Annotated in this window: 22 protein-coding genes; 16 read left to right on the top strand and 6 right to left on the bottom strand. The window is 55.2% G+C overall.

Annotated elements, in window-relative coordinates; all coding sequences use genetic code 11:
- Positions 1 to 168 precede the first annotated feature (168 nt).
- Complete coding sequence (locus E3E27_RS06255; protein WP_014788561.1) at positions 169 to 633, top strand: Lrp/AsnC family transcriptional regulator; 465 nt, start codon at positions 169 to 171, stop codon at positions 631 to 633.
- Here the strand turns inward: E3E27_RS06255 and engB are convergent.
- On the bottom strand, positions 577 to 1200 hold the full coding sequence (gene engB / locus E3E27_RS06260) for a GTP-binding protein EngB (RefSeq protein WP_167773878.1): 624 nt from the start codon (positions 1198 to 1200) through the stop codon (positions 577 to 579). The two genes, E3E27_RS06255 and engB, sit on opposite strands and share 57 nt — an antisense overlap.
- 93 nt (positions 1201 to 1293) lie before the next feature.
- Here engB and E3E27_RS06265 point away from each other — a divergent pair, with 93 nt between their 5' ends.
- Complete coding sequence (locus E3E27_RS06265; protein ID WP_014788563.1) at positions 1294 to 1950, top strand: hypothetical protein; 657 nt, start codon at positions 1294 to 1296, stop codon at positions 1948 to 1950.
- Here E3E27_RS06265 and E3E27_RS06270 read toward each other — a convergent pair.
- Positions 1947 to 2117: a preprotein translocase subunit Sec61beta gene (locus tag E3E27_RS06270; protein WP_014788564.1), complete on the bottom strand. Its 171-nt coding sequence runs from the start codon at positions 2115 to 2117 to the stop codon at positions 1947 to 1949. The two genes, E3E27_RS06265 and E3E27_RS06270, sit on opposite strands and share 4 nt — an antisense overlap.
- 142 nt (positions 2118 to 2259) lie before the next feature.
- Here E3E27_RS06270 and E3E27_RS06275 point away from each other — a divergent pair, with 142 nt between their 5' ends.
- The 8 genes from E3E27_RS06275 (at position 2260) to E3E27_RS06310 (ending at position 9031) form a co-directional block, all read left to right on the top strand.
- Positions 2260 to 2637 (top strand): 30S ribosomal protein S6e, encoded by a 378-nt coding sequence (locus E3E27_RS06275; RefSeq protein WP_014788565.1) that lies wholly within the window; start codon positions 2260 to 2262, stop codon positions 2635 to 2637.
- 104 nt (positions 2638 to 2741) lie between these two features.
- Positions 2742 to 3974: a translation initiation factor IF-2 subunit gamma gene (eif2g, locus tag E3E27_RS06280; protein WP_014788566.1), complete on the top strand. Its 1233-nt coding sequence runs from the start codon at positions 2742 to 2744 to the stop codon at positions 3972 to 3974.
- Positions 3975 to 4007: 33 nt separating this feature from the next.
- Complete coding sequence (locus E3E27_RS06285; protein WP_167773879.1) at positions 4008 to 4424, top strand: PIN domain-containing protein; 417 nt, start codon at positions 4008 to 4010, stop codon at positions 4422 to 4424.
- 101 nt (positions 4425 to 4525) lie between these two features.
- Positions 4526 to 5296: a metal-dependent phosphohydrolase gene (locus E3E27_RS06290; RefSeq protein WP_014788568.1), complete on the top strand. Its 771-nt coding sequence runs from the start codon at positions 4526 to 4528 to the stop codon at positions 5294 to 5296.
- 21 nt (positions 5297 to 5317) lie between these two features.
- Positions 5318 to 5995 carry a DUF434 domain-containing protein gene (locus E3E27_RS06295; RefSeq protein WP_167773880.1) on the top strand — a complete coding sequence of 226 codons (678 nt, stop codon included), beginning with the start codon at positions 5318 to 5320 and terminating at the stop codon, positions 5993 to 5995.
- 340 nt (positions 5996 to 6335) lie between these two features.
- Positions 6336 to 7241 (top strand): hypothetical protein, encoded by a 906-nt coding sequence (locus E3E27_RS06300; protein ID WP_240910677.1) that lies wholly within the window; start codon positions 6336 to 6338, stop codon positions 7239 to 7241.
- Between the two features lie 51 nt (positions 7242 to 7292).
- Entirely contained in the window at positions 7293 to 7934 is a 642-nt protein-coding gene (locus tag E3E27_RS06305) for a DUF432 domain-containing protein (RefSeq protein WP_014788571.1), read from the top strand.
- Positions 7934 to 9031, top strand: a complete 1098-nt coding sequence (locus E3E27_RS06310) for a mechanosensitive ion channel family protein (protein WP_014788572.1) — start codon at positions 7934 to 7936, stop codon at positions 9029 to 9031. Before E3E27_RS06305 ends, E3E27_RS06310 begins: the two co-directional genes overlap by 1 nt.
- Here E3E27_RS06310 and E3E27_RS06315 read toward each other — a convergent pair.
- The 4 genes from E3E27_RS06315 to dph2 form a co-directional block, all read right to left on the bottom strand.
- Positions 9028 to 10356 carry an RsmB/NOP family class I SAM-dependent RNA methyltransferase gene (locus E3E27_RS06315; protein WP_167773882.1) on the bottom strand — a complete coding sequence of 443 codons (1329 nt, stop codon included), beginning with the start codon at positions 10354 to 10356 and terminating at the stop codon, positions 9028 to 9030. The two genes, E3E27_RS06310 and E3E27_RS06315, sit on opposite strands and share 4 nt — an antisense overlap.
- 68 nt (positions 10357 to 10424) lie before the next feature.
- Positions 10425 to 11375 (bottom strand): hypothetical protein, encoded by a 951-nt coding sequence (locus E3E27_RS06320; RefSeq protein ID WP_014788574.1) that lies wholly within the window; start codon positions 11373 to 11375, stop codon positions 10425 to 10427.
- Positions 11376 to 11434: 59 nt separating this feature from the next.
- Positions 11435 to 12046, bottom strand: coding sequence for an METTL5 family protein (locus E3E27_RS06325; protein ID WP_048151893.1), 612 nt, complete (start codon positions 12044 to 12046; stop codon positions 11435 to 11437).
- A complete protein-coding gene (gene dph2 / locus E3E27_RS06330) occupies positions 12043 to 13077 on the bottom strand; it encodes a diphthamide biosynthesis enzyme Dph2 (RefSeq protein WP_167773883.1) in 1035 nt (344 codons plus the stop codon). The genes E3E27_RS06325 and dph2 overlap by 4 nt, the downstream gene beginning before the upstream one ends.
- Positions 13078 to 13246: 169 nt before the next feature.
- Between dph2 and E3E27_RS06335 the strand changes: the two genes are divergently transcribed.
- The 6 genes from E3E27_RS06335 (at position 13247) to E3E27_RS06360 (ending at position 16847) form a co-directional block, all read left to right on the top strand.
- Complete coding sequence (locus E3E27_RS06335) at positions 13247 to 13828, top strand: YiiX/YebB-like N1pC/P60 family cysteine hydrolase (protein WP_167773884.1); 582 nt, start codon at positions 13247 to 13249, stop codon at positions 13826 to 13828.
- A gap of 113 nt (positions 13829 to 13941) precedes the next feature.
- Complete coding sequence (locus tag E3E27_RS06340; RefSeq protein ID WP_014788578.1) at positions 13942 to 14556, top strand: YiiX/YebB-like N1pC/P60 family cysteine hydrolase; 615 nt, start codon at positions 13942 to 13944, stop codon at positions 14554 to 14556.
- Positions 14557 to 14651: 95 nt separating this feature from the next.
- The gene (locus tag E3E27_RS06345) at positions 14652 to 14990 is read left to right on the top strand and encodes a heavy metal-binding domain-containing protein (RefSeq protein WP_014788579.1); all 339 of its coding nucleotides are present in this window, start codon (positions 14652 to 14654) and stop codon (positions 14988 to 14990) included.
- 2 nt (positions 14991 to 14992) lie between these two features.
- Positions 14993 to 15697: a YhfC family intramembrane metalloprotease gene (locus tag E3E27_RS06350; RefSeq protein WP_167773885.1), complete on the top strand. Its 705-nt coding sequence runs from the start codon at positions 14993 to 14995 to the stop codon at positions 15695 to 15697.
- A gap of 5 nt (positions 15698 to 15702) precedes the next feature.
- Positions 15703 to 16062, top strand: a complete 360-nt coding sequence (locus E3E27_RS06355; protein WP_167774071.1) for a PadR family transcriptional regulator — start codon at positions 15703 to 15705, stop codon at positions 16060 to 16062.
- Positions 16059 to 16847, top strand: a complete 789-nt coding sequence (locus tag E3E27_RS06360; protein WP_167773886.1) for a DUF1648 domain-containing protein — start codon at positions 16059 to 16061, stop codon at positions 16845 to 16847. The genes E3E27_RS06355 and E3E27_RS06360 overlap by 4 nt, the downstream gene beginning before the upstream one ends.
- Positions 16848 to 16995: the final 148 nt, after the last annotated feature.

The following is a 16995-nucleotide window of genomic DNA, read 5'->3' on the forward strand; positions in this document are numbered from 1 at the left end:
GGAGGGGGAGATTAAAAATCTAACGCGCCACCTCCGCGCGAAGTACAATGAAAAAACTTATAAAAGATTCGGCGCGCCCTGATTATAGGCCAGTGAAAATTTGACATTGGCCCGAAAATAGTTGATTTAATAAAGTGTAAATGCAAATCATGCAAAGGAGGTTTAAAAATGGAGGAAAAGCCCACCCTTACCCCGAGGCAGATCAAGCTGCTCAGGAAGTTCTACGAGGAGGGCAGGACCATCGAAGTCCACACCGTTGAGAAGACCCAGGACGAGCTCGCAGAAGAGCTGGGCATAACCAGGCAGGCCCTGAGCAACCACCTCAAGGTCCTCAAGGAGCTCGGCTACATAAGGACTGGCAGAGGATTCATAGACCTGACCGACAAGGCTCTTGATCTGCTCGGAGAGAAGAAGGGTGACGTGTTCGTCTTCGTGAGGATCGAGCCCACCAAGAGGAGGCAGGTTTACGAGGCCATAAAGAGGCTCAAGATAAAGAAGATATACCGCGTCACTGGTGACATAGACCTCATCGTCGAGGCCGACAAGACGAGGCTCGACGAGATACTCGAGGAGATATCAGCGCTCGACGGAGTCAAGGAGACCATCACCCACATCGTCCTCGAGGTTCTCTGAGCTTTCCCGGGGCCTTTTGCCCTCCCTCAGCTTCTTCTCCATCAGCAGTCTGAGTTCGGTGAGGTTCTTTCCGAACTTGGCCGAGATCGGGACGAAGGTTTCAGGGATTTCGCCGTAGGGAATCCCGAACTTTTCAGCCAGGAAGTTTATGGTGGCGTTCAGGTTCTTTATCTTGTCCATCTTATTGACTGCCACTATTGTAGGAATACCCAGCTCCCGGAGGAAGGAGTAGAACTCAACGTCAATTGGTATCTCACCGCGCTTCTCCCAGCGCTCGATTATCTCCGGAGCGGCCTTTCCGTCGATGACGAGCACGGCCAGCTCGATGTCATCAGCGTTGTTCTCGATGAAGTGAACTATTTCGTCCTTCACCTTCTCCTGGACCCTCTTAGGCACTCCGCTCATAAAGCCGAAACCGGGCATGTCCACGACGGTCTTTCCGCGCCAGTTCACCTCCACCGGCCTTCTCGTCACCCCTGGCCTCTTGCCACGCTTCACCCACTTCCCGGTCAGGCGAAAGATGAGAGTGCTCTTTCCAACGTTCGAACGTCCCACGAATATTATCATTCCCTCACCCCACAGATAAACCCCATTAGGGCCTTATAAGGGTTGGCGGAAAGGTTAAGTATTCCCCCGACCAAATAGCCCCGGTGGTGTTTTATGCCCGAGGTCGGTGAAACCAAGGCGAACCAGCTCATCAACAAGTTCGTCATATCCCTCACGGAGGGAAAGATACTCGGCTACGTTACCGACATAAACGTCGAGGTTGAAGGGGATCAGTTCTACTTCATACTCAAGATGAGGGAAATCGAGAACCTTGGAAAGGGCCAGAGCATGTTCTCCAGCGAGAGAAAGCTCAAGATAAGGCCCAGCGACATAGTCAATGTCGGTCCCGACGTCATAATCCTCGGAAACGGTAAGGTTCCACCCCTGCGGGAAATAGAGCGACTGAACCAGATAGCCGAGGAGTACAACGCCCTCGTTAGGGAGCTTGAGGCCAAGGAGAGGCTCATAGAGAAGCTCAAGGAAGAGAACTACGCGCTGACCAAGCAGCTCGACGAACTCCAGCGCGAGCTGAGAAAGCTCCAGGTTATGAAGGAGGACTTCGAGCACCTCAAGGAGCAGCTCGTAAGGCAGGAGGGGCAGTTAGAGATGGCCAAGGAGTACATAAGGCTCCTCGAGGGGCTGAGGCACGACATAGACAAGATAAAGGACGACGTGGACAGGCTGCTCCAGACCCAGCTGGAGGAGGTCGTCAGGGGAATAATCAACGAAGAACTGAACGCCAGAGGGTTGAAGAAAACGAGCTTCCTTTAACCGAAGAGCTGGGGACCGAAGGCGTGGAGGAGTATCTCGAGGGCCACAAGTATGAGCGTCACCGCGATGACGCCCCTCGGGCTTATCTTTATCGCCCTGGTGTCCTCGTCGAAGAACCTCATCAGTCCCGCGCCGGTCGGGGGAAGGGTGGTCTTTTCCCTGGCCATTTCTCTCACCTCTTAGGGAATAAGGCTCGTCCAACATATAAAAAAGTTGTGGAAGAAACGTTTTTAAAGACCAAGCCACAGCGCTCACTGGATAAGGGGTTTACCCAATGAATCCCGCTAATGACAGAGGAGGTGGGAGGAAATGGCGACCTTTAAGCTCGTTATATCCAACCCCAAGAACGGGATAGCCAAGCAGGTTGAGATAAGCGGTGAGCAGGCCGAGAAGCTCATAGGAAAGCGTATAGGGGAGGAGATCCCCGCGAGCGAGCTCGGACTCAACCTCACCGAGATATTCGGCGAGGAGATTCCGGGCGACGTCAAGCTAAAGATAACCGGTGGTACCGACAAGGACGGCTTCCCCATGAGGCCCGACGTCCACGGCCCGAGGAGGGTCAAGATACTCGTCTCCAAGGGGCCGGGCTTCAGGCCGAAGGAGAAGGGCGAGAGGAGGAAGAAGACCGTCAGGGGCAACACCATCAGCCCCGAGATCGTCCAGGTCAACATGAAGCTCGTCTTCTGAGCTTCCTCCTTTCCCCAAACTTATAGCTTTTCTTAGCAGGTCTTCTCAATCTCGAGGTAACCTTAATAAACGTCCCCGCGCTCTAAATTTAGGGGTGAGAGAAGATGGCTGAGAAGAAGGAGTTTAGGCAGGCGGAAGTCAATATCGGAATGGTTGGTCACGTTGATCACGGTAAAACCACCCTAACCAAGGCCCTAACCGGAATCTGGACCGACACCCACAGCGAGGAGCTGAGGAGAGGAATCACCATCAAGATAGGCTTCGCCGATGCCGAGATAAGGAAGTGCCCCCACTGCGGGAGGTACTCAAGCTCACCGGTGTGCCCGTACTGCGGCCACGAGACCGAGTTCGAGAGGCGCGTTTCTTTCATAGACGCCCCTGGACACGAGGCGCTGATGACCACCATGCTCGCAGGGGCTTCCCTCATGGACGGTGCCGTTCTCGTCATCGCGGCGAACGAGGGGATAATGCCCCAGACTAGGGAACACCTGATGGCCCTCCAGATAGTCGGCAACAGGAACATCGTCATAGCCCTCAACAAGATAGAGCTCGTGGACAGGGAAAAGGTTATCCAGCGCTACCACGAGATAAGGGAGTTCGTCAAGGGGACCGTTGCTGAGAATGCCCCGATAATCCCGATTTCCGCTCTGCACGGTGCGAACGTTGATGTCCTGCTTGCCGCCATAGAGGAGTTCATACCCACACCGGAGCGCGACCCCAACAAGCCGCCCAAGATGCTCGTCCTCAGGAGCTTCGACGTGAACAAGCCCGGAACCAAGCCGGAGAAGCTCGTCGGCGGCGTCATAGGCGGCTCGATAATCCAGGGCAAGCTCAGGGTGGGCGACGAGATCGAGATCCGCCCGGGCGTTCCTTACGAGGACCACGGCAGGATAAGGTACGAGCCGATAACGACCGAGATAACTTCCCTCCAGGCCGGCGGAAGGTTCGTGGAAGAGGCCTATCCTGGTGGACTCGTTGGAGTGGGAACCAAGCTCGACCCGTATCTCACCAAGGGCGACCTGATGGCAGGAAACGTCGTCGGAAAGCCTGGCCAGCTCCCGCCGGTGTGGGAGGATCTCAGGCTTGAGGTGCGCCTCCTCGAGCGCGTCGTCGGAACCGAGGAGGAGCTTAAGGTCGAGCCGATAAAAAGGAGGGAAGTGCTTCTCCTCAACGTTGGAACAGCCAGGACAATGGGCCTCGTTACCGGCCTTGGAAAGGACGAGATAGAGCTGAAGCTCCAGATACCCATCTGCGCTGAGGTGGGGGATAGGGTCGCCATCAGCAGGCAGGTCGGCAGCAGGTGGCGCCTCATCGGCTACGGCTTCATAAGGGAGTAAGCTCTTCTTACCCCTTTAATTTCGGTGAGATCGATGGCCGAGAGGCGGGAGTGGCTGGTAATCCCGGACACGAACTTTCTTCTTGTTCCAGGACAGTTTGGCGTAGACATAATATCCGAGCTGAACAGGGTTCTCGATGTGAGGTTTAAAATCGCGGTTCCAAACGTCGTCCTGCAGGAACTGGAGGTTATAGAGCGGAAGTCCCGGGGAAAGGACCTCCTCGCGGTTAGAATGGCCAAGAAGCTCGCGGAGAGGTTCGATACAGTTGAGATAGGTGAATTCGGGAGGAAGCCGATAGACGACCAGATTTACGAGTTCGCCGTCGAAAACGAGCGCGTTATAGTGTGCACCAACGATAAGGGATTAAAGAGAAGGCTGAGGGAAAAGGGCGTTCCGGTCGTTTATCTCCGCTCGAAGAAGATTCTAGAGCTTGAGGGAATGTTGGAGTGAGGCAAACAACGCAAAACTACCCAACAGAAAGTCCGCTTTTTCACCGGATCCCGTTCAAAATCCTTAAAACCCCCTCTTCTCCACCCGGTGGGGTGGTAAGAATGTACACGGAGGAAGAACTGCTGGGCGAGATTAAGGAACTTCTCGCCGACGAAGAGCTGTACGAGATGTACGAGAGGGCCTTTAGAGAGTACCACTACTACTTCGAGACCACCAACTACATCGTCCTAAACGTCTACGGCTTCAACGACCACGGGCCAATACACGTCCTCCTCACAACCAGGCGAGCGCTTGAGCTGCTCAACATCATCAGGAAGTTTGGGATCCATACTACGGCGGAGAAGCTCGGAAAGCCCTTCCGCTGGAGCAAGTTCATCGTCGCTTTCGGCGCGCTGTTCCACGACATTGGCAACATGATCCACAGGATAAACCACTACGAGTTCAGCGTTTTCCTGGCCGAACCGATCATAGAGAAGCTCGTGGGAGAGCTCAAAACCGATGACCCGCTCCTGCTGAAGGCTATGACCCTGAACGCCATTTACACCCACGACGAGCACGTACCCTGCACCACCATCGAGGGCTCCCTCGTCACGATAGCGGACGGCTGCGACATGGAAGCCGGGAGGAGCAGGCTGGTGCACAAGAAGGACAAGGTAGACATACACGCCGTCTCGGCCCTGGCCATAGAGAGGGTTGAGATAAAGGAAGGGAACGAGGAGCAGCCAATACTCATCGAGATATCAATGAAGCACCCCGCAGGGATATTCCAGGTGGACGAGATACTGACAAAGAAGGTGAAGAGCTCCCTCCTAAGCGGAAGGGTGAAGCTCAGGATACGCACGGGGACGGAGGTAATGGAGAAGGTTATTTAACCCTCCACCGTTTCTTTTCCCATGCTGTGCGAGGCCTACCTCGACCTCAGGTACCTCCTCAACAGGGGCTACCGGAAGGGTTATGCCCTCGAATTTGTGGCCAACCACTACCGGCTCTCGCGGGAGGAACGGCACCTCCTGGCTAGGTGCGTTTTCTCAGATGAATGGATAGCCGAGGTTCAGGGAAAACTCCTCAAACCAGAGGAACTTAGAGACAGAGTTTTAGCGATTGACGGATTCAACGTCCTAATAACCCTTGAGTCCATTCTCGAGGGAAAAGCGGTTCTCTGCGAGGACGGGCTCGTGAGGGACCTTAAGTACCAGGGGAAGTACCGGCTGAACGAGGGGACTGAAAGGGTCATCGAGGACGTAGCTGAGAGTCTTGCCAGACTGGGGGTGAGTAAAGCCATCTTCTTCTACGGCTCTGCGGTTCCGAGGAGTGGAGTTGTCAGGAAGCTCACCGAGAAGATTCTGGAGCGGGAGGGAGTTCCCGGGGAGGTCCGCCTCGTCAGAAGCCCAGACTTCGAGCTGAAGAAGTTCGAGACGGTTGCCACAGCCGACGTGGGAATAATTTCAAGGGTCCCAGCTGTTTTTGACCTGGCGGCGTACGCCGGACGGCCGCCCCGCGGAGGCGTAAAACCCCTGGTTGAAATTCTCAGGAAAGCTCAACAATCCCGTATTGAAAAGACGAGTGTTTAGTACGGTCAGTGGAGACACATGACACGAAACCATTAAACTTATGCCGCTAAAACTCAAACTTAAAGTTTAAATACAACGAATTCCAATTTTTATAAAAGAAATATGGAGCTGAGGATGTATGAAAAAGTTTCGAGGTCTTATTGCTATTTTCTTAGCAACTTTAATTTTCGTCGGAGTCAGCGGTTGCCTCGGAGGAGGGGGCGAGGAAAGCCCAACAGCCTCAGAGTCATACACGGAAGGGGAACATGCTACAACCCCCGGAGCCGGAGAAACGGGCGGCACGACGAGCGGAGGCTACACAACGGAATCCCCCACTCAATCGGGAACGACGACCACGGAAATGGAGACTCCAACGGAGACTGAAACGGGGTACGCCTCCTGGCAAAACCCCTGGGACGCCCACAATCCCGTTCAGATAGACGGGGAGAGTTACCTCATAACGTACATCAAGTACAAGTTGAGGGTGAGAACGGAGGAAGGGGGTCCGGTCTACGAGTACGAGGTCGAGAAGAGAAGAGGGCCGGTCAAAATACACGTCTACGGCAACAGCATAGACATGGAAACTGGGAAGCAAGAGAAGGTCGATCTCGGTGAGTTCGAGGTCTACGAGTACTACGGCAAGATAATCCCCATAAACGCCGAGGACATGAGCGACGCCTTTGAGTACCGCCTGTGGGTTGTGAACAGGAGTGAAGACACGGATACTTTCTTCCTGTTCCCAACGCTAGACTTCCTAACGCTATATTCATCACTCTACGCGGGGACTGGAGACGTCGTTGGCGTGATGATGAAGTACGGGAACCAGACCTTCGAGTTCTACAACCCGATAGCGGTCGGCAAGGGAAGCATCGCTCCGTACCAGGAAGGTGATATAAACATGCTTTCGGACATAGCGGACATAGAGGCAATATACCTGAGCTGGTACGGGTTCTACAACTTCGGCTTCTGGACGGCCCTCGAGGACGAGAACATCTACCAGGAGACCACGGGCAGCTGGGGAGTAATGGGCTACCAGTACAACTACGAGGTGAAGCCTGACGGAACGGTGAACCTCGGCGGGAAGGAGTTCAGGGTGTCCAGCGTGAGCTGGACGTACACCTTCGGGAGCATCACCGGCCAGGGAGAGGCCACGATAGCCGCCAACCTTCCGGTGCCCGTTGAGGCCAAGGGAGTCTTCATAGAGCAGGGCGGAGCCAACGTGTTCACCCACGTCAAAATAGAGGACATCGGCTTCGAGAAGGCGTGAGCCGCTTCATTTTCAGGCAAACTTTAAATCTTTTCCAGCCAATCTTATTCCATGTTTGGCGAGCACGAGCTGAGAACCCAGTTCATCAAAATCATTGACAAAAAAATCCACCTCGTCGAGGAATCCGAGAACTGGATTCTCTACCGGCGCGAAGGAGTTCAAGTTCTAATAAAGAAGGGAAAGGGGAAGTTCCTTATCCTTCCCGCCCCTGCGGAGGGCTACGGCGTTAAGTTTCTCATGATACGGCTCTCCGAAAGGATAGCTATACCCCCAAAGGAAAGAATAGTGGGATATCTCTCCGCCCCGATAGACATCTCGATCAGAAGCGGCGACCTGGAGATAGACCGCTTTACCGTTGGACGGGAGAAGTACAGCCTCTACGGAGAGAAGACCGTTGGGGTGATAGCGAGGTACCACGAGAGCGACTTTTACGAGAGTATCCCAGATTCTCCCGCGGTAGTCAAACTGGTAATCTACAACCCGACCGAGAGCTGGAAGATGGTTGAGAGGGTGGTCTTTCCCATAAGGAACAGCGTCATGTTTTATTCAGAGGAGCGGGCGTACTATCCCCTCATAATCCTCCTCACCAAGGAGATCTACGAGGTGAACAACACCGGCAATCCACCGGACGGAACGCTCAGGCAGACCCACAGGGCCGAACCGCTTCCCAACTTCAGAATGAGGTGGTTGTGATGGCCGCTAACACTACCACCTCTTCCACAGCTCCAACTCCCCCAATCCCGGTGAACTTAAGCCTATTCACCCTAGTGGAGGCGGCTCTGATAATCTTCGGAATGCTCGTTTTAGGGAGGATAGTCAGGAAGCTGATAATCCGCAAGTCCAAGGAGACCAGTATGACGTGGATAATAAACGAGGACACGGCAGAGATAGTGTTCCGAATGTTCGTGCTCGGCGGCATAATCTGGGCCCTCTACCTGCTCGGCATAATGAGTTACGAGATCGGACCCACCACGATTGGAAACATAGCCTTTGCAATGGGCTTCTTCTACTTCTCCTACCTGATAGCCAAGAAATCCAAGGACTATATGATAATGAGCTCCGGCAAGAAGGCCAAGCCTGAAGTCATCGTGAAGGCGAAGATCTTCTACTACGTATTCATAACGATAGCCTTCTTCATGGCCCTCAGCTTCGCTGGTGTTAGCACCGAACTCAGCGCACTCCTCGCCGCGGCAGGAATAACGGGTATCATTCTTGGTTTCTCCGCCCAGACTGTCGTTTCGAACTTCGTCTCCGGAGTTTTCATGTACTTCGACAAGCCGCTTCTCATAGGGGACCAGGTAAAGATAGGTGAACTGGAGGGTGTCGTTGAGGACATAAGAATACTGTCCACGAGAATAAGGGCCTGGGACGGCACGCTCATCAGGATTCCAAACGAGAAGCTCTTCAACAGCAACATAGTCAATTTCATGCGCTACCCCGTGAGAAGGGTCGATGTAGATGTAAACATAGCCTACGCCGCCGACGCCGAAAGGGCTGTGGAGATAATAAAGCGCGTTCTCGATGAAATCCCGCTCGTTCTGGTCGAGCCGGAGCCGCTTGTTTACGTGGACAGACTCGACGACAGCTCGGTGGTGGTTGCGATAAGGGCCTGGGCGCCCAGTGAGAAGTGGTTCGACGTCAGAATGAGGATAATCCACGACGTCAAGAAAGCTCTCGACGAGGCTGGAATAGAGATACCCTTCCCGCAGAGGGTGAACTGGTTCGCCAACGAGCTGAGGGTGAGGATAGAGGAGCCACAGGAAGAGGAAAAGGAAGAAGAACAGGCTTAGTCCCCTTTCTTTTCAATCAGCGCGTAGAAGAACCCAATAGTGCCGTGCCTGTGGGGCCAGGCTCTCATGGTTCCCGGCAAAAAGCCGCCGTCGTAGGGCCCACTCAGTGGGACGAGTCTGGCATCGCCGTGCCTTCTGAGGAACCACTCCACGACGTCCTCGTTCTCCTCCCTGAGCATTGAGCAGGTCGAGTAAAGCAACCTGCCGCCGGGCTTTAAAATCTCCCACGCGCTCTCGATAAGCTCCTTCTGGAGCTCCACGACCTTTGGAATGTTCTTCTCGCGGAGGCGCCACCTGAGTTCAGGGTTCTTGGCTATCGTTCCATCGCTGGTGCACGGGGCATCGAGGAGAACCCTATCCGCTATCCCACTGCCTAGGATCTCTGGAGCCTCCCTGCCGTCGGCCACTATGGTTTCGGCGATTTTAACTCCAGTCCTCCTGAGAACCTCGTTCATTCTCTTTACCCTTGTCCTATCAATGTCGAAGGCGTAGATTTCCCCCTCGTTGTTCATCAGCTCTGCCATGTGGGCCGTTTTGCCGCCGGGGGCGGCCGCCAGATCCACGACCGTTTCGCCGGGTTTCGGGGCTAAAACAAGGGAAGCCACCGCCGCGGCTTCCTCCTGAGCTATGGCCAGTCCCTTGTTGAAGAGCCATTCTGGGTTGAAGGGGTCTAGGATCCTCAAAAGAGTCCCTACCCTCTCGCTTCTCTCGAATCGGACGTTCTTTTTCCGGAGATAGTCCTCAACTTCCTCAACGTTCGCCTTCAGAAGATTGACGCGTACGCTCGTCGGCAGGGTCTCGTTGAGCGCTTTGAGCAGCTCCTCCGCCTCCTCCCCCACGAGCCCGCGCATCTTCCGTATGAACCATTCCGGGAACAGGTAGTCCCACTTCAGCCTCTTCTCCTCGGAGTCGAGCTTTGGGACGTAGTTGATGACCCTGGGGAGGAGGTCGTAGTAGTAATAGCCGACGTAGGGGTGGGTTCTGCTAGAGAGGAACTTGGCGAGGCCCTTGAGGTGCTGAAGGGTTTTCTCGTTCGGGTTCCTGAAGACGGCTATTTCAACGGCAACCCTCAGCGTCGCCCTCAACCAGGGATCCAGGATAAGGGGGGAAACTCCAACGAGCCCCTCAATCACCTCATCTATAAGGCCAAGCCTTCGCTGGATAGAGTAGAAAATGCCGGTGAGTTTCGAGTTCTCCCAGCCCTCGATTCTGTACTTTGCGAAGGCCCTCCTCTTGGCCTGCTGGCTGGGCTTCACCTCCTCACCAAGCTTCACCGCCTCTATCAGCGCGTAAAGCTGTCTGTCAGAGAGCTTCAACTTCCCCACAGTCACTCCTCCTGGGAGGACTCTCGGTGGAGGATTATATCTCTTTCGCAAAACCGAGGGGAGAAAGATCAAAGGGCCCTCTCAAGGCCGAGAACCTTCATAGGTTCGGATTCGGCCGCTCGGGCATCACCCCACAAGTGGGACAGGAGGTCAGTTCTCCCTATTGTGAACAACAGGAAGAGGGCATCTTCCCCACGCCCATCTCCAAGGAGCGCTCTGGCAGCCTCAAGGGCCTCATCGTGGCGCGAGCCGTAGTAGGCAAGCAGAGTTTCCTCGAGGTTCTTCCTTGCTTCTGCGGCCTTTCTGCGGAGGAAGACATCGCCACCGCCCGTTTCAACCGCCTTGAGTATAGAGGGGAAGCGGGAAAGAGCTTTCATTGCCCCTGGGGTTGAGTGGAATCTCATTATCTCCATCAAAAGGCCGATTCCCAGCTCGATGGTGAGTGCGTTGCCGCTCAAGAGGAGACTCTCAAGCCCTTCAACCAAGCGCTCCTCATATCCCTCAAGTCTTCCAGAGCTCAGAAGAACCCTGAGGCCCAGAAGTCTGACCCACAGGAAATCAGAGGAGGCTATGGAGTGAACCTTTGACAGCCCTTCTTCACTTAAGGAAGGCACCTGGATCCTACCGAAGAGGTCAATGAGCGAAAGACGGGCCAGGGTGTCGCCGTTTTTCATAACTTCCACGGCGGAGTTCAGGAGCTGAAGGAACCTCTTCTCGTCCAGGGGTACGCTTTTGAGCAGCCTCGCCAGAACCTCGATGGTCCTGTGAACCACCCTAGGGTCATCGTCGGACAGAAGCTTTGTCAGAGGTTCAAGTCCATGGTTCAACAGGAACTTCTTCGTCCCATCGTCCGTCCCTTCGACCAGTTCGGCCAGGGCGGCGAGGGTCCTGAGACGAACAGCTGTGTCGGGATTGCTGAGGAGCTCGAGAAGGGCGAGAACTGCGCTCCTGTCGGTGCTCGCGAGCTTAACGACGTCCAGGGCTCGCCAGGATTTGATTATCTCTTCGATTTGATTCATACTCTCACCCCCATTGTACCCTTAATAAATTGGAACCTATCCAATATATCGTTTTCGCTTCATAACCTCTCGAACCGATAAATGTCCACCAAAATGCGCTCCAGTCTTTTCCTATGAAAGAAAAACTGGGCCGGAATCTCAAAGGGAAGGGGAATCCTGTGAGTCGTCCTAAAACCGGCACCTTTTACAAAAGCCTCGATGAAGCGCCTCACCTCGGGCTTGGCAAGATGAATGGAATACACCACATCGCTCAGCTCGAAGGCCTTCAGAAGGAAAGGCCTGTCGGCGTGCTTCCTCTGGCTCCCGAAGGGAGGGTTCATCACGACCGCGTCAACCCTGCGCGAGAACTTCGAAACGTCGGAGTGCACGAACTCGATACAGTCCTCAACGCCGAGGGAGCTGGCGTTCTCCCGGGCAACACCAAGGGCCTTTTCATCAACCTCCACCGCGTAAACCTTTCCAGCACCCAGAATGCAGGCCCCTACCGAGAGAACCCCCGTTCCAGCCCCCAGGTCTGCTATGATTTTCCCCCCGATGTCTCCCAAAGAGTACGCCAGCCAAAGGAGCTCGGCCGCGACGTTCCCCGGTGTCCTGTACTGCTCCAGCTCAGGTTTCGGCTCTGGAAAGCCCCTTAGCCGGGAGAGTGTCATCGCAAGGTGCTTCTTCCTCACTTCCCACCACCGTGGAGGGCTGTGCCCAGGGGCTCGTCCCGGTCCCTTTCAGCCCCAAGTATCTCGTCGAACTCGTAGTCATCTCTAAGGCCGAGGAGAATCTCGACCTCCGGCGGCGTTAGAACGGGCTTCCTCCAGTTCTCGTAGTCGTCTATGGGGACGCGAGGGCAGGCAACGACGACGTAGGCGTCAAAGTCGAAGCCCTCCAGCGCGGGGTAGCTGATGTGATTCATAGCTATGAGCCTCGCGTACTTGCCGTGCTCGCGGAGGAGCTTGACTATCCTTCTCGCCTCAGCCAATCGGAGCTGGCCCTTCTTGGTGCTCGTTATGACCCCGAACCGCCCGGCATCAAACGCCTTTGCTATCTGGGCCCAGCGCTTCCTGATGAGGCGCTCGGCTTCCTCATCGAGCCAGAGAGCGTCGCCCGAGTATGGGTTGACCGCGAGGGTTGGCTTCCGAGTTGCCAGAGCAACGCCAATGGGGTGGAAGTAGCCGGCCCCTATGAAGAGAACCCCCTCAGCATCGGCCTTCGCCGCGGTGAAGTTGCAGCCGAGAACCTGGCCCGGCCAGCTGACGCGGGAGTCCCCTTTCCCGATGATAACCTCAAAGCCGTGTCTTTCCAGGAACTCCTTCGCCCTAGCGAGCTGGTGAATGTGCTGGGCAGTCGTGACGAGCGCTATCCTTCCTCCCAGATTCCGTATCTCGTCGAGGTTTTTCTCAAGCGCAGGAACCACATCAACGCCCGCGAAAGCTGGCACGAATATCGTCGGAACCTCGAGGTGAAGGCGCATGTAGCTGTGACCGAGGTGTATCAGCGCGTCGCAGCCGAGTAGCTTCGCCTCCCTGTCGGCCGGATCGCAGGCACCGTAGTTGATGTCCCCGCTTATTATCGCCTCGATTCCGTTCTCCTCAAGAAAATCCGCCAGGGTCTGGGCCTCTCTTTTCAACCCTTCCGGCGTCTGAATGAGCACCCGCTTAGCGTTGAGCTCTCTAAGGTTCTCCAGTATCTCACCCATCGAAACCTCGTGCATCGAACCCACCGACGACGGTAGGGGAAACCCTTTAAATCATCATCGATTCGCAGAGTTGTACAGCACTTTAATGAACATAAAAATACATTACATACCATAGACGTGCAACCGAAACCTTTATTAGACATTAAGGTATTAGATTTTCTGCAATACCCTGGGGGTGTTCCAAATGAAAAAGGTTGCTGCAATCTTGGTGTTGCTATTCCTGACTACGATGCTGAACCCGGTTGCCGCTTCCAGCAGCAAGGGAGACGCCAACTACTGGCACCCCTACCCCTGGAACGTTGTCCCGGGGGACATCGTCATCGGCCACAACCCCAACAGCGACATCTTCATACCCGGATACTGGACCCACACGGGAATGATAGCCTACTACGACAGCTACTACGGTGAGTGGGTCGTCATAGAAGCCTGGGAGTCCGGGATAAGACTGGTCCTTCTCTCTGACTTCCTCAGCAGGTACGACACCGTCGCGGTTCTTCGCGTCGCCACCAGCGACTACGTGAGGCAGAACGCTGTTTACTTCGCCTACCAGCAGCTTGGCAAGCCCTACGACTGGGGCTGGTACACCAAGCAGGTCTACGGTGACTCCTACTACTGCTCCGAGCTCGTCTGGGCGGCCTACCTGGCAGCGGGCGGTCCGGACATAGACGCCAACCCCGGCTGGACCCTGACATATCTCAACGGTGTGGCCCCCCAGGAGGTTTATGATGACGGGGATACTTATGTTATCTATTACCACTCAATCTAAACCCACCCCTCGTTTCTATTTTTTCCGACCGCGCCCCATGGGACATAATAAAGCTTATTAACCTCCGAGCATACCCCATTTCTGCCCGATTGAGGGCAGGGAGGTGTGATGAAATGAGGAAGCTTGGAATAATAGCAGTGGTGTTCCTCCTTCTCGGCGCCACCGTCCCAGGTGCCAGCGCCGGCGACCTGCTCAACTACATCTGGGACACCAGGACTTACCAGCACCCGTACCCGACCGACGTTCAGCCGGGTGACCTCGTCTACGGCCACAGCCCGGACCTCTTCAACGCCATAATCCCCGGCTACTGGATACACGTTGCCATCGTCGCCTGGTACAACGAGAGCATCAACGACTGGATGGTCATAGAGGCCAAGATAGGCAAGGGCGTCATCATCAGCCCACTCAGCGAGTTCCTCAGCAGGTACGACGTCGTGGCACTCCAGAGGGTCATGGTCGACGACGCCACCAAGCAGAGGGCCATTCAGTTCGCCTACCAGCAGCTCGGCAAGCCCTACAACTATGACTACATAAGCAAGCCGGACGTCTACGACGACAAGTACTACTGCTCCCAGCTCGTCTGGGCCGCCTACCTCGTCGCCAGCGGCTTCACCGTGAACCTCGACGAGAACGACGGCGCCTGGAGCTGGACCTACTTCTACTCCGTCGCCCCGCAGGAGGTCTACGACGACCCGATGACCTACACCATCTACAAGCACGAGGCCTGAACCTCTCTTCTCCCTTTTTCCATAGCCTAACAAAACCCTTTTATACGATCCTTCCCAAACGATACCTTGAAGTTCGATGCATCGGGGTGACATGTATGGGGGACATCATCGTAACAACCACCGAGAGCCTGCCGGGATACAGAGTAGTTGAGGTCAAGGGGCTCGCGAGGGGTGGGATAGTCAGGGCCACTCACGTGGGAAGGGACATAATGGCATTTCTCAAGAACCTCAAGGGCGGCGAGGTTCAGGAGTACACCCAGATGCTTGCCGAGGCAAGAGAAGAAGCCCTGAGGAGAATGAAGCTCCACGCGGAGGAGATGGGCGCAAACGCAGTCATAGGTGTTCGTTTCATGACCTCAGCGGTGGCATCGGGCATGGCAGAGATATACGCCTACGGCACGGCCGTCGTGGTGAAAAAAGTCGGGGAGGAGTAGGTATGTACCTCCTGCCATTCCCCGTACTCGGGGCCCTTCTAGCGTGGGCGACGCTCTACTTTCTTGGCTTTGAAAGGCAGAGGTGGGGCGAGTTCCTCCTCGGCCTGGCGGCGTTCTTCATGGCAATGATAGTCCAGAACCCCGTCCAGCAGCTGTCCCTTTTCGGAATGGGGATAACCCCCAACGAGGACGTGGTCGCGAGGGGACTGGCCTTTACCGTCGGCGTCTCTCTGTGGCTCGGCCTCGTGGCTGGGACGGTGCAGGAAGGCGTGAAGTACCTCCTGGTCAAGGGAAAGGACATAGGGACAGGTCTCTTCCTCGGACTGGGCTTTGGGGTAACCGAGGCGTTCGTAATAGCCGGTGCCGCACTGGCGGGCTCAATGGCGGTTGGAACTCCCCTAGAAGTGCCTCTCATCAGCGCTCTCCTCTCGATGGTCGAGCGCTACCTCGTCGTCCTGTTCCACGTCGGGACCGCAGCGTATCTCGCCCACGCGTACGCGGAAGGCTACGGAAGAGAAGCCCTAATCGCGGTGATCGGCCTCCACGCGGTCGTCGATTCCCTGGCCGCCTACTACCATCTCACGAAAAGCGAGCCTACAATGTACGCCACCGAGCTGATAACGGCCCTGGCCGCGCTCTGGCTGCTCAGAAGGGTGGTTCCTAAGGCGAGGGCCGAGCTTCCAAGGGAGGAAGAGGTGCTGTGGTGAGAAAAGTGCTGGCGGGCAAAAAAGAGAAGGCCCTCAAGAAGCTGAGAAAAGACCTCCGCTCCGGCCTCTACTCATACATGGTGCTCCTGCTCCTGGAGAGGGAAGAACTCCACGGCTATGCGATAAGGAAGAGGCTCGGGGAGCTGAGCGGGGGAAGGATAGTCCCCAGCGAGGGGGCCCTGTACGATATACTCAAGAGCCTCAGGAAGCTGGGCCTCGTTCAGGACTCCTGGGCAGAGGTTGGGGGAAGGCCGAGGAAGTACTACTCCCTAACCAAACTTGGAAAGGAAGTGCTCGAAGAGATGAAGGCGGAGGTTAGGACCATAACCGAAACCCTGGAAAGAATGGGGGTGGAAAAAGAATGAACCCCGATGTCGCTTTCGGTCTTTTCATCTCGACCACAATGTTCGTCGCAGGGTTATTGACATACCTTTATCGGAACAGACCCAACCACGCGATAGGCATCAGGATAGGTTACACTTACATCTCAGAGGAGGCGTGGAAGAAGGCCAACACCTTCGCGGGAAAGGCCCTCATGGGGCTCGGGCTTCTCCTTGGGGTGCTGAGCTTTACTGGAAACATAATTCTTCTGATGATGTCAATGATCATAGGGATTTCGCTAATAACCTGGAGGAGCTACGTCATAGCAAAGGAAACCGTTGAGCTTGAGGCCATCTCAATGCCAGCCGAGGGAGAGCCAAAACCCCTTGAAAGGATAGAGGTAAAGCCCTATCTGGCCATTCAGCTGGTTCTCATCTCCTCGTATCTAATATTACTCGCGGTTAGCTGGGACAGGATGCCTGAAATTATAGCGATCCACTTTAATGTCCAAGGGATTGCCGACCGCTTCGAACCGAAGTCCATCGGGGCGTTTCTGATACCGGTGGGTGGAGCAGTATTCATTCTCGGACTGACGTACTTGGGAAGGGACCCAGTGGCCTTAAGGATTCCCAAGGGCAACGCCAGGATCGCGAGAATAATCCTGGAACTCTTGACGATGCTCCAGTTCCTCCTGTGGGGGGCCTTCACGTATTCAATCCTCTACAATGCCTACTCGTACAGTTCCCCAACCTTCCTAAATGCAATGGTCATTGGGAGCATGGGGATTATCGTCGTCGAGACCATCAGGCTCGTGAAGGCGATGAAATGAGCGCGTATGAAGTCATGAGAACCCTCAAGAGCCTCTTTATTGAAGCTTTCCCCATAATCGCCGACATCTGAACATTCAGGGCCTGGACGGGCCAGAAATATGATTCGGGATAGTTACATTTTTCTTTGAAAGCCTCGTCGTTCACGGC

The organism is Thermococcus sp. MV11 (assembly GCF_012027285.1).
Classification (GTDB): Archaea; Methanobacteriota_B; Thermococci; order Thermococcales; family Thermococcaceae; genus Thermococcus; species Thermococcus cleftensis.

Coding starts and splice junctions, on each gene's coding strand:
- E3E27_RS06255 (WP_014788561.1), top strand. CDS start 169: ATGGAGGAAAAGCCCACCCTTACCCCGAGGCAGATCAAGCTGCTCAGG.
- engB (WP_167773878.1), bottom strand. CDS start 1,200: ATGATAATATTCGTGGGACGTTCGAACGTTGGAAAGAGCACTCTCATC.
- E3E27_RS06265 (WP_014788563.1), top strand. CDS start 1,294: ATGCCCGAGGTCGGTGAAACCAAGGCGAACCAGCTCATCAACAAGTTC.
- E3E27_RS06270 (WP_014788564.1), bottom strand. CDS start 2,117: ATGGCCAGGGAAAAGACCACCCTTCCCCCGACCGGCGCGGGACTGATG.
- E3E27_RS06275 (WP_014788565.1), top strand. CDS start 2,260: ATGGCGACCTTTAAGCTCGTTATATCCAACCCCAAGAACGGGATAGCC.
- eif2g (WP_014788566.1), top strand. CDS start 2,742: ATGGCTGAGAAGAAGGAGTTTAGGCAGGCGGAAGTCAATATCGGAATG.
- E3E27_RS06285 (WP_167773879.1), top strand. CDS start 4,008: ATGGCCGAGAGGCGGGAGTGGCTGGTAATCCCGGACACGAACTTTCTT.
- E3E27_RS06290 (WP_014788568.1), top strand. CDS start 4,526: ATGTACACGGAGGAAGAACTGCTGGGCGAGATTAAGGAACTTCTCGCC.
- E3E27_RS06295 (WP_167773880.1), top strand. CDS start 5,318: ATGCTGTGCGAGGCCTACCTCGACCTCAGGTACCTCCTCAACAGGGGC.
- E3E27_RS06300 (WP_240910677.1), top strand. CDS start 6,336: ATGGAGACTCCAACGGAGACTGAAACGGGGTACGCCTCCTGGCAAAAC.
- E3E27_RS06305 (WP_014788571.1), top strand. CDS start 7,293: ATGTTTGGCGAGCACGAGCTGAGAACCCAGTTCATCAAAATCATTGAC.
- E3E27_RS06310 (WP_014788572.1), top strand. CDS start 7,934: ATGGCCGCTAACACTACCACCTCTTCCACAGCTCCAACTCCCCCAATC.
- E3E27_RS06320 (WP_014788574.1), bottom strand. CDS start 11,375: ATGAATCAAATCGAAGAGATAATCAAATCCTGGCGAGCCCTGGACGTC.
- dph2 (WP_167773883.1), bottom strand. CDS start 13,077: ATGCACGAGGTTTCGATGGGTGAGATACTGGAGAACCTTAGAGAGCTC.
- E3E27_RS06335 (WP_167773884.1), top strand. CDS start 13,247: ATGAAAAAGGTTGCTGCAATCTTGGTGTTGCTATTCCTGACTACGATG.
- E3E27_RS06340 (WP_014788578.1), top strand. CDS start 13,942: ATGAGGAAGCTTGGAATAATAGCAGTGGTGTTCCTCCTTCTCGGCGCC.
- E3E27_RS06345 (WP_014788579.1), top strand. CDS start 14,652: ATGGGGGACATCATCGTAACAACCACCGAGAGCCTGCCGGGATACAGA.
- E3E27_RS06350 (WP_167773885.1), top strand. CDS start 14,993: ATGTACCTCCTGCCATTCCCCGTACTCGGGGCCCTTCTAGCGTGGGCG.
- E3E27_RS06360 (WP_167773886.1), top strand. CDS start 16,059: ATGAACCCCGATGTCGCTTTCGGTCTTTTCATCTCGACCACAATGTTC.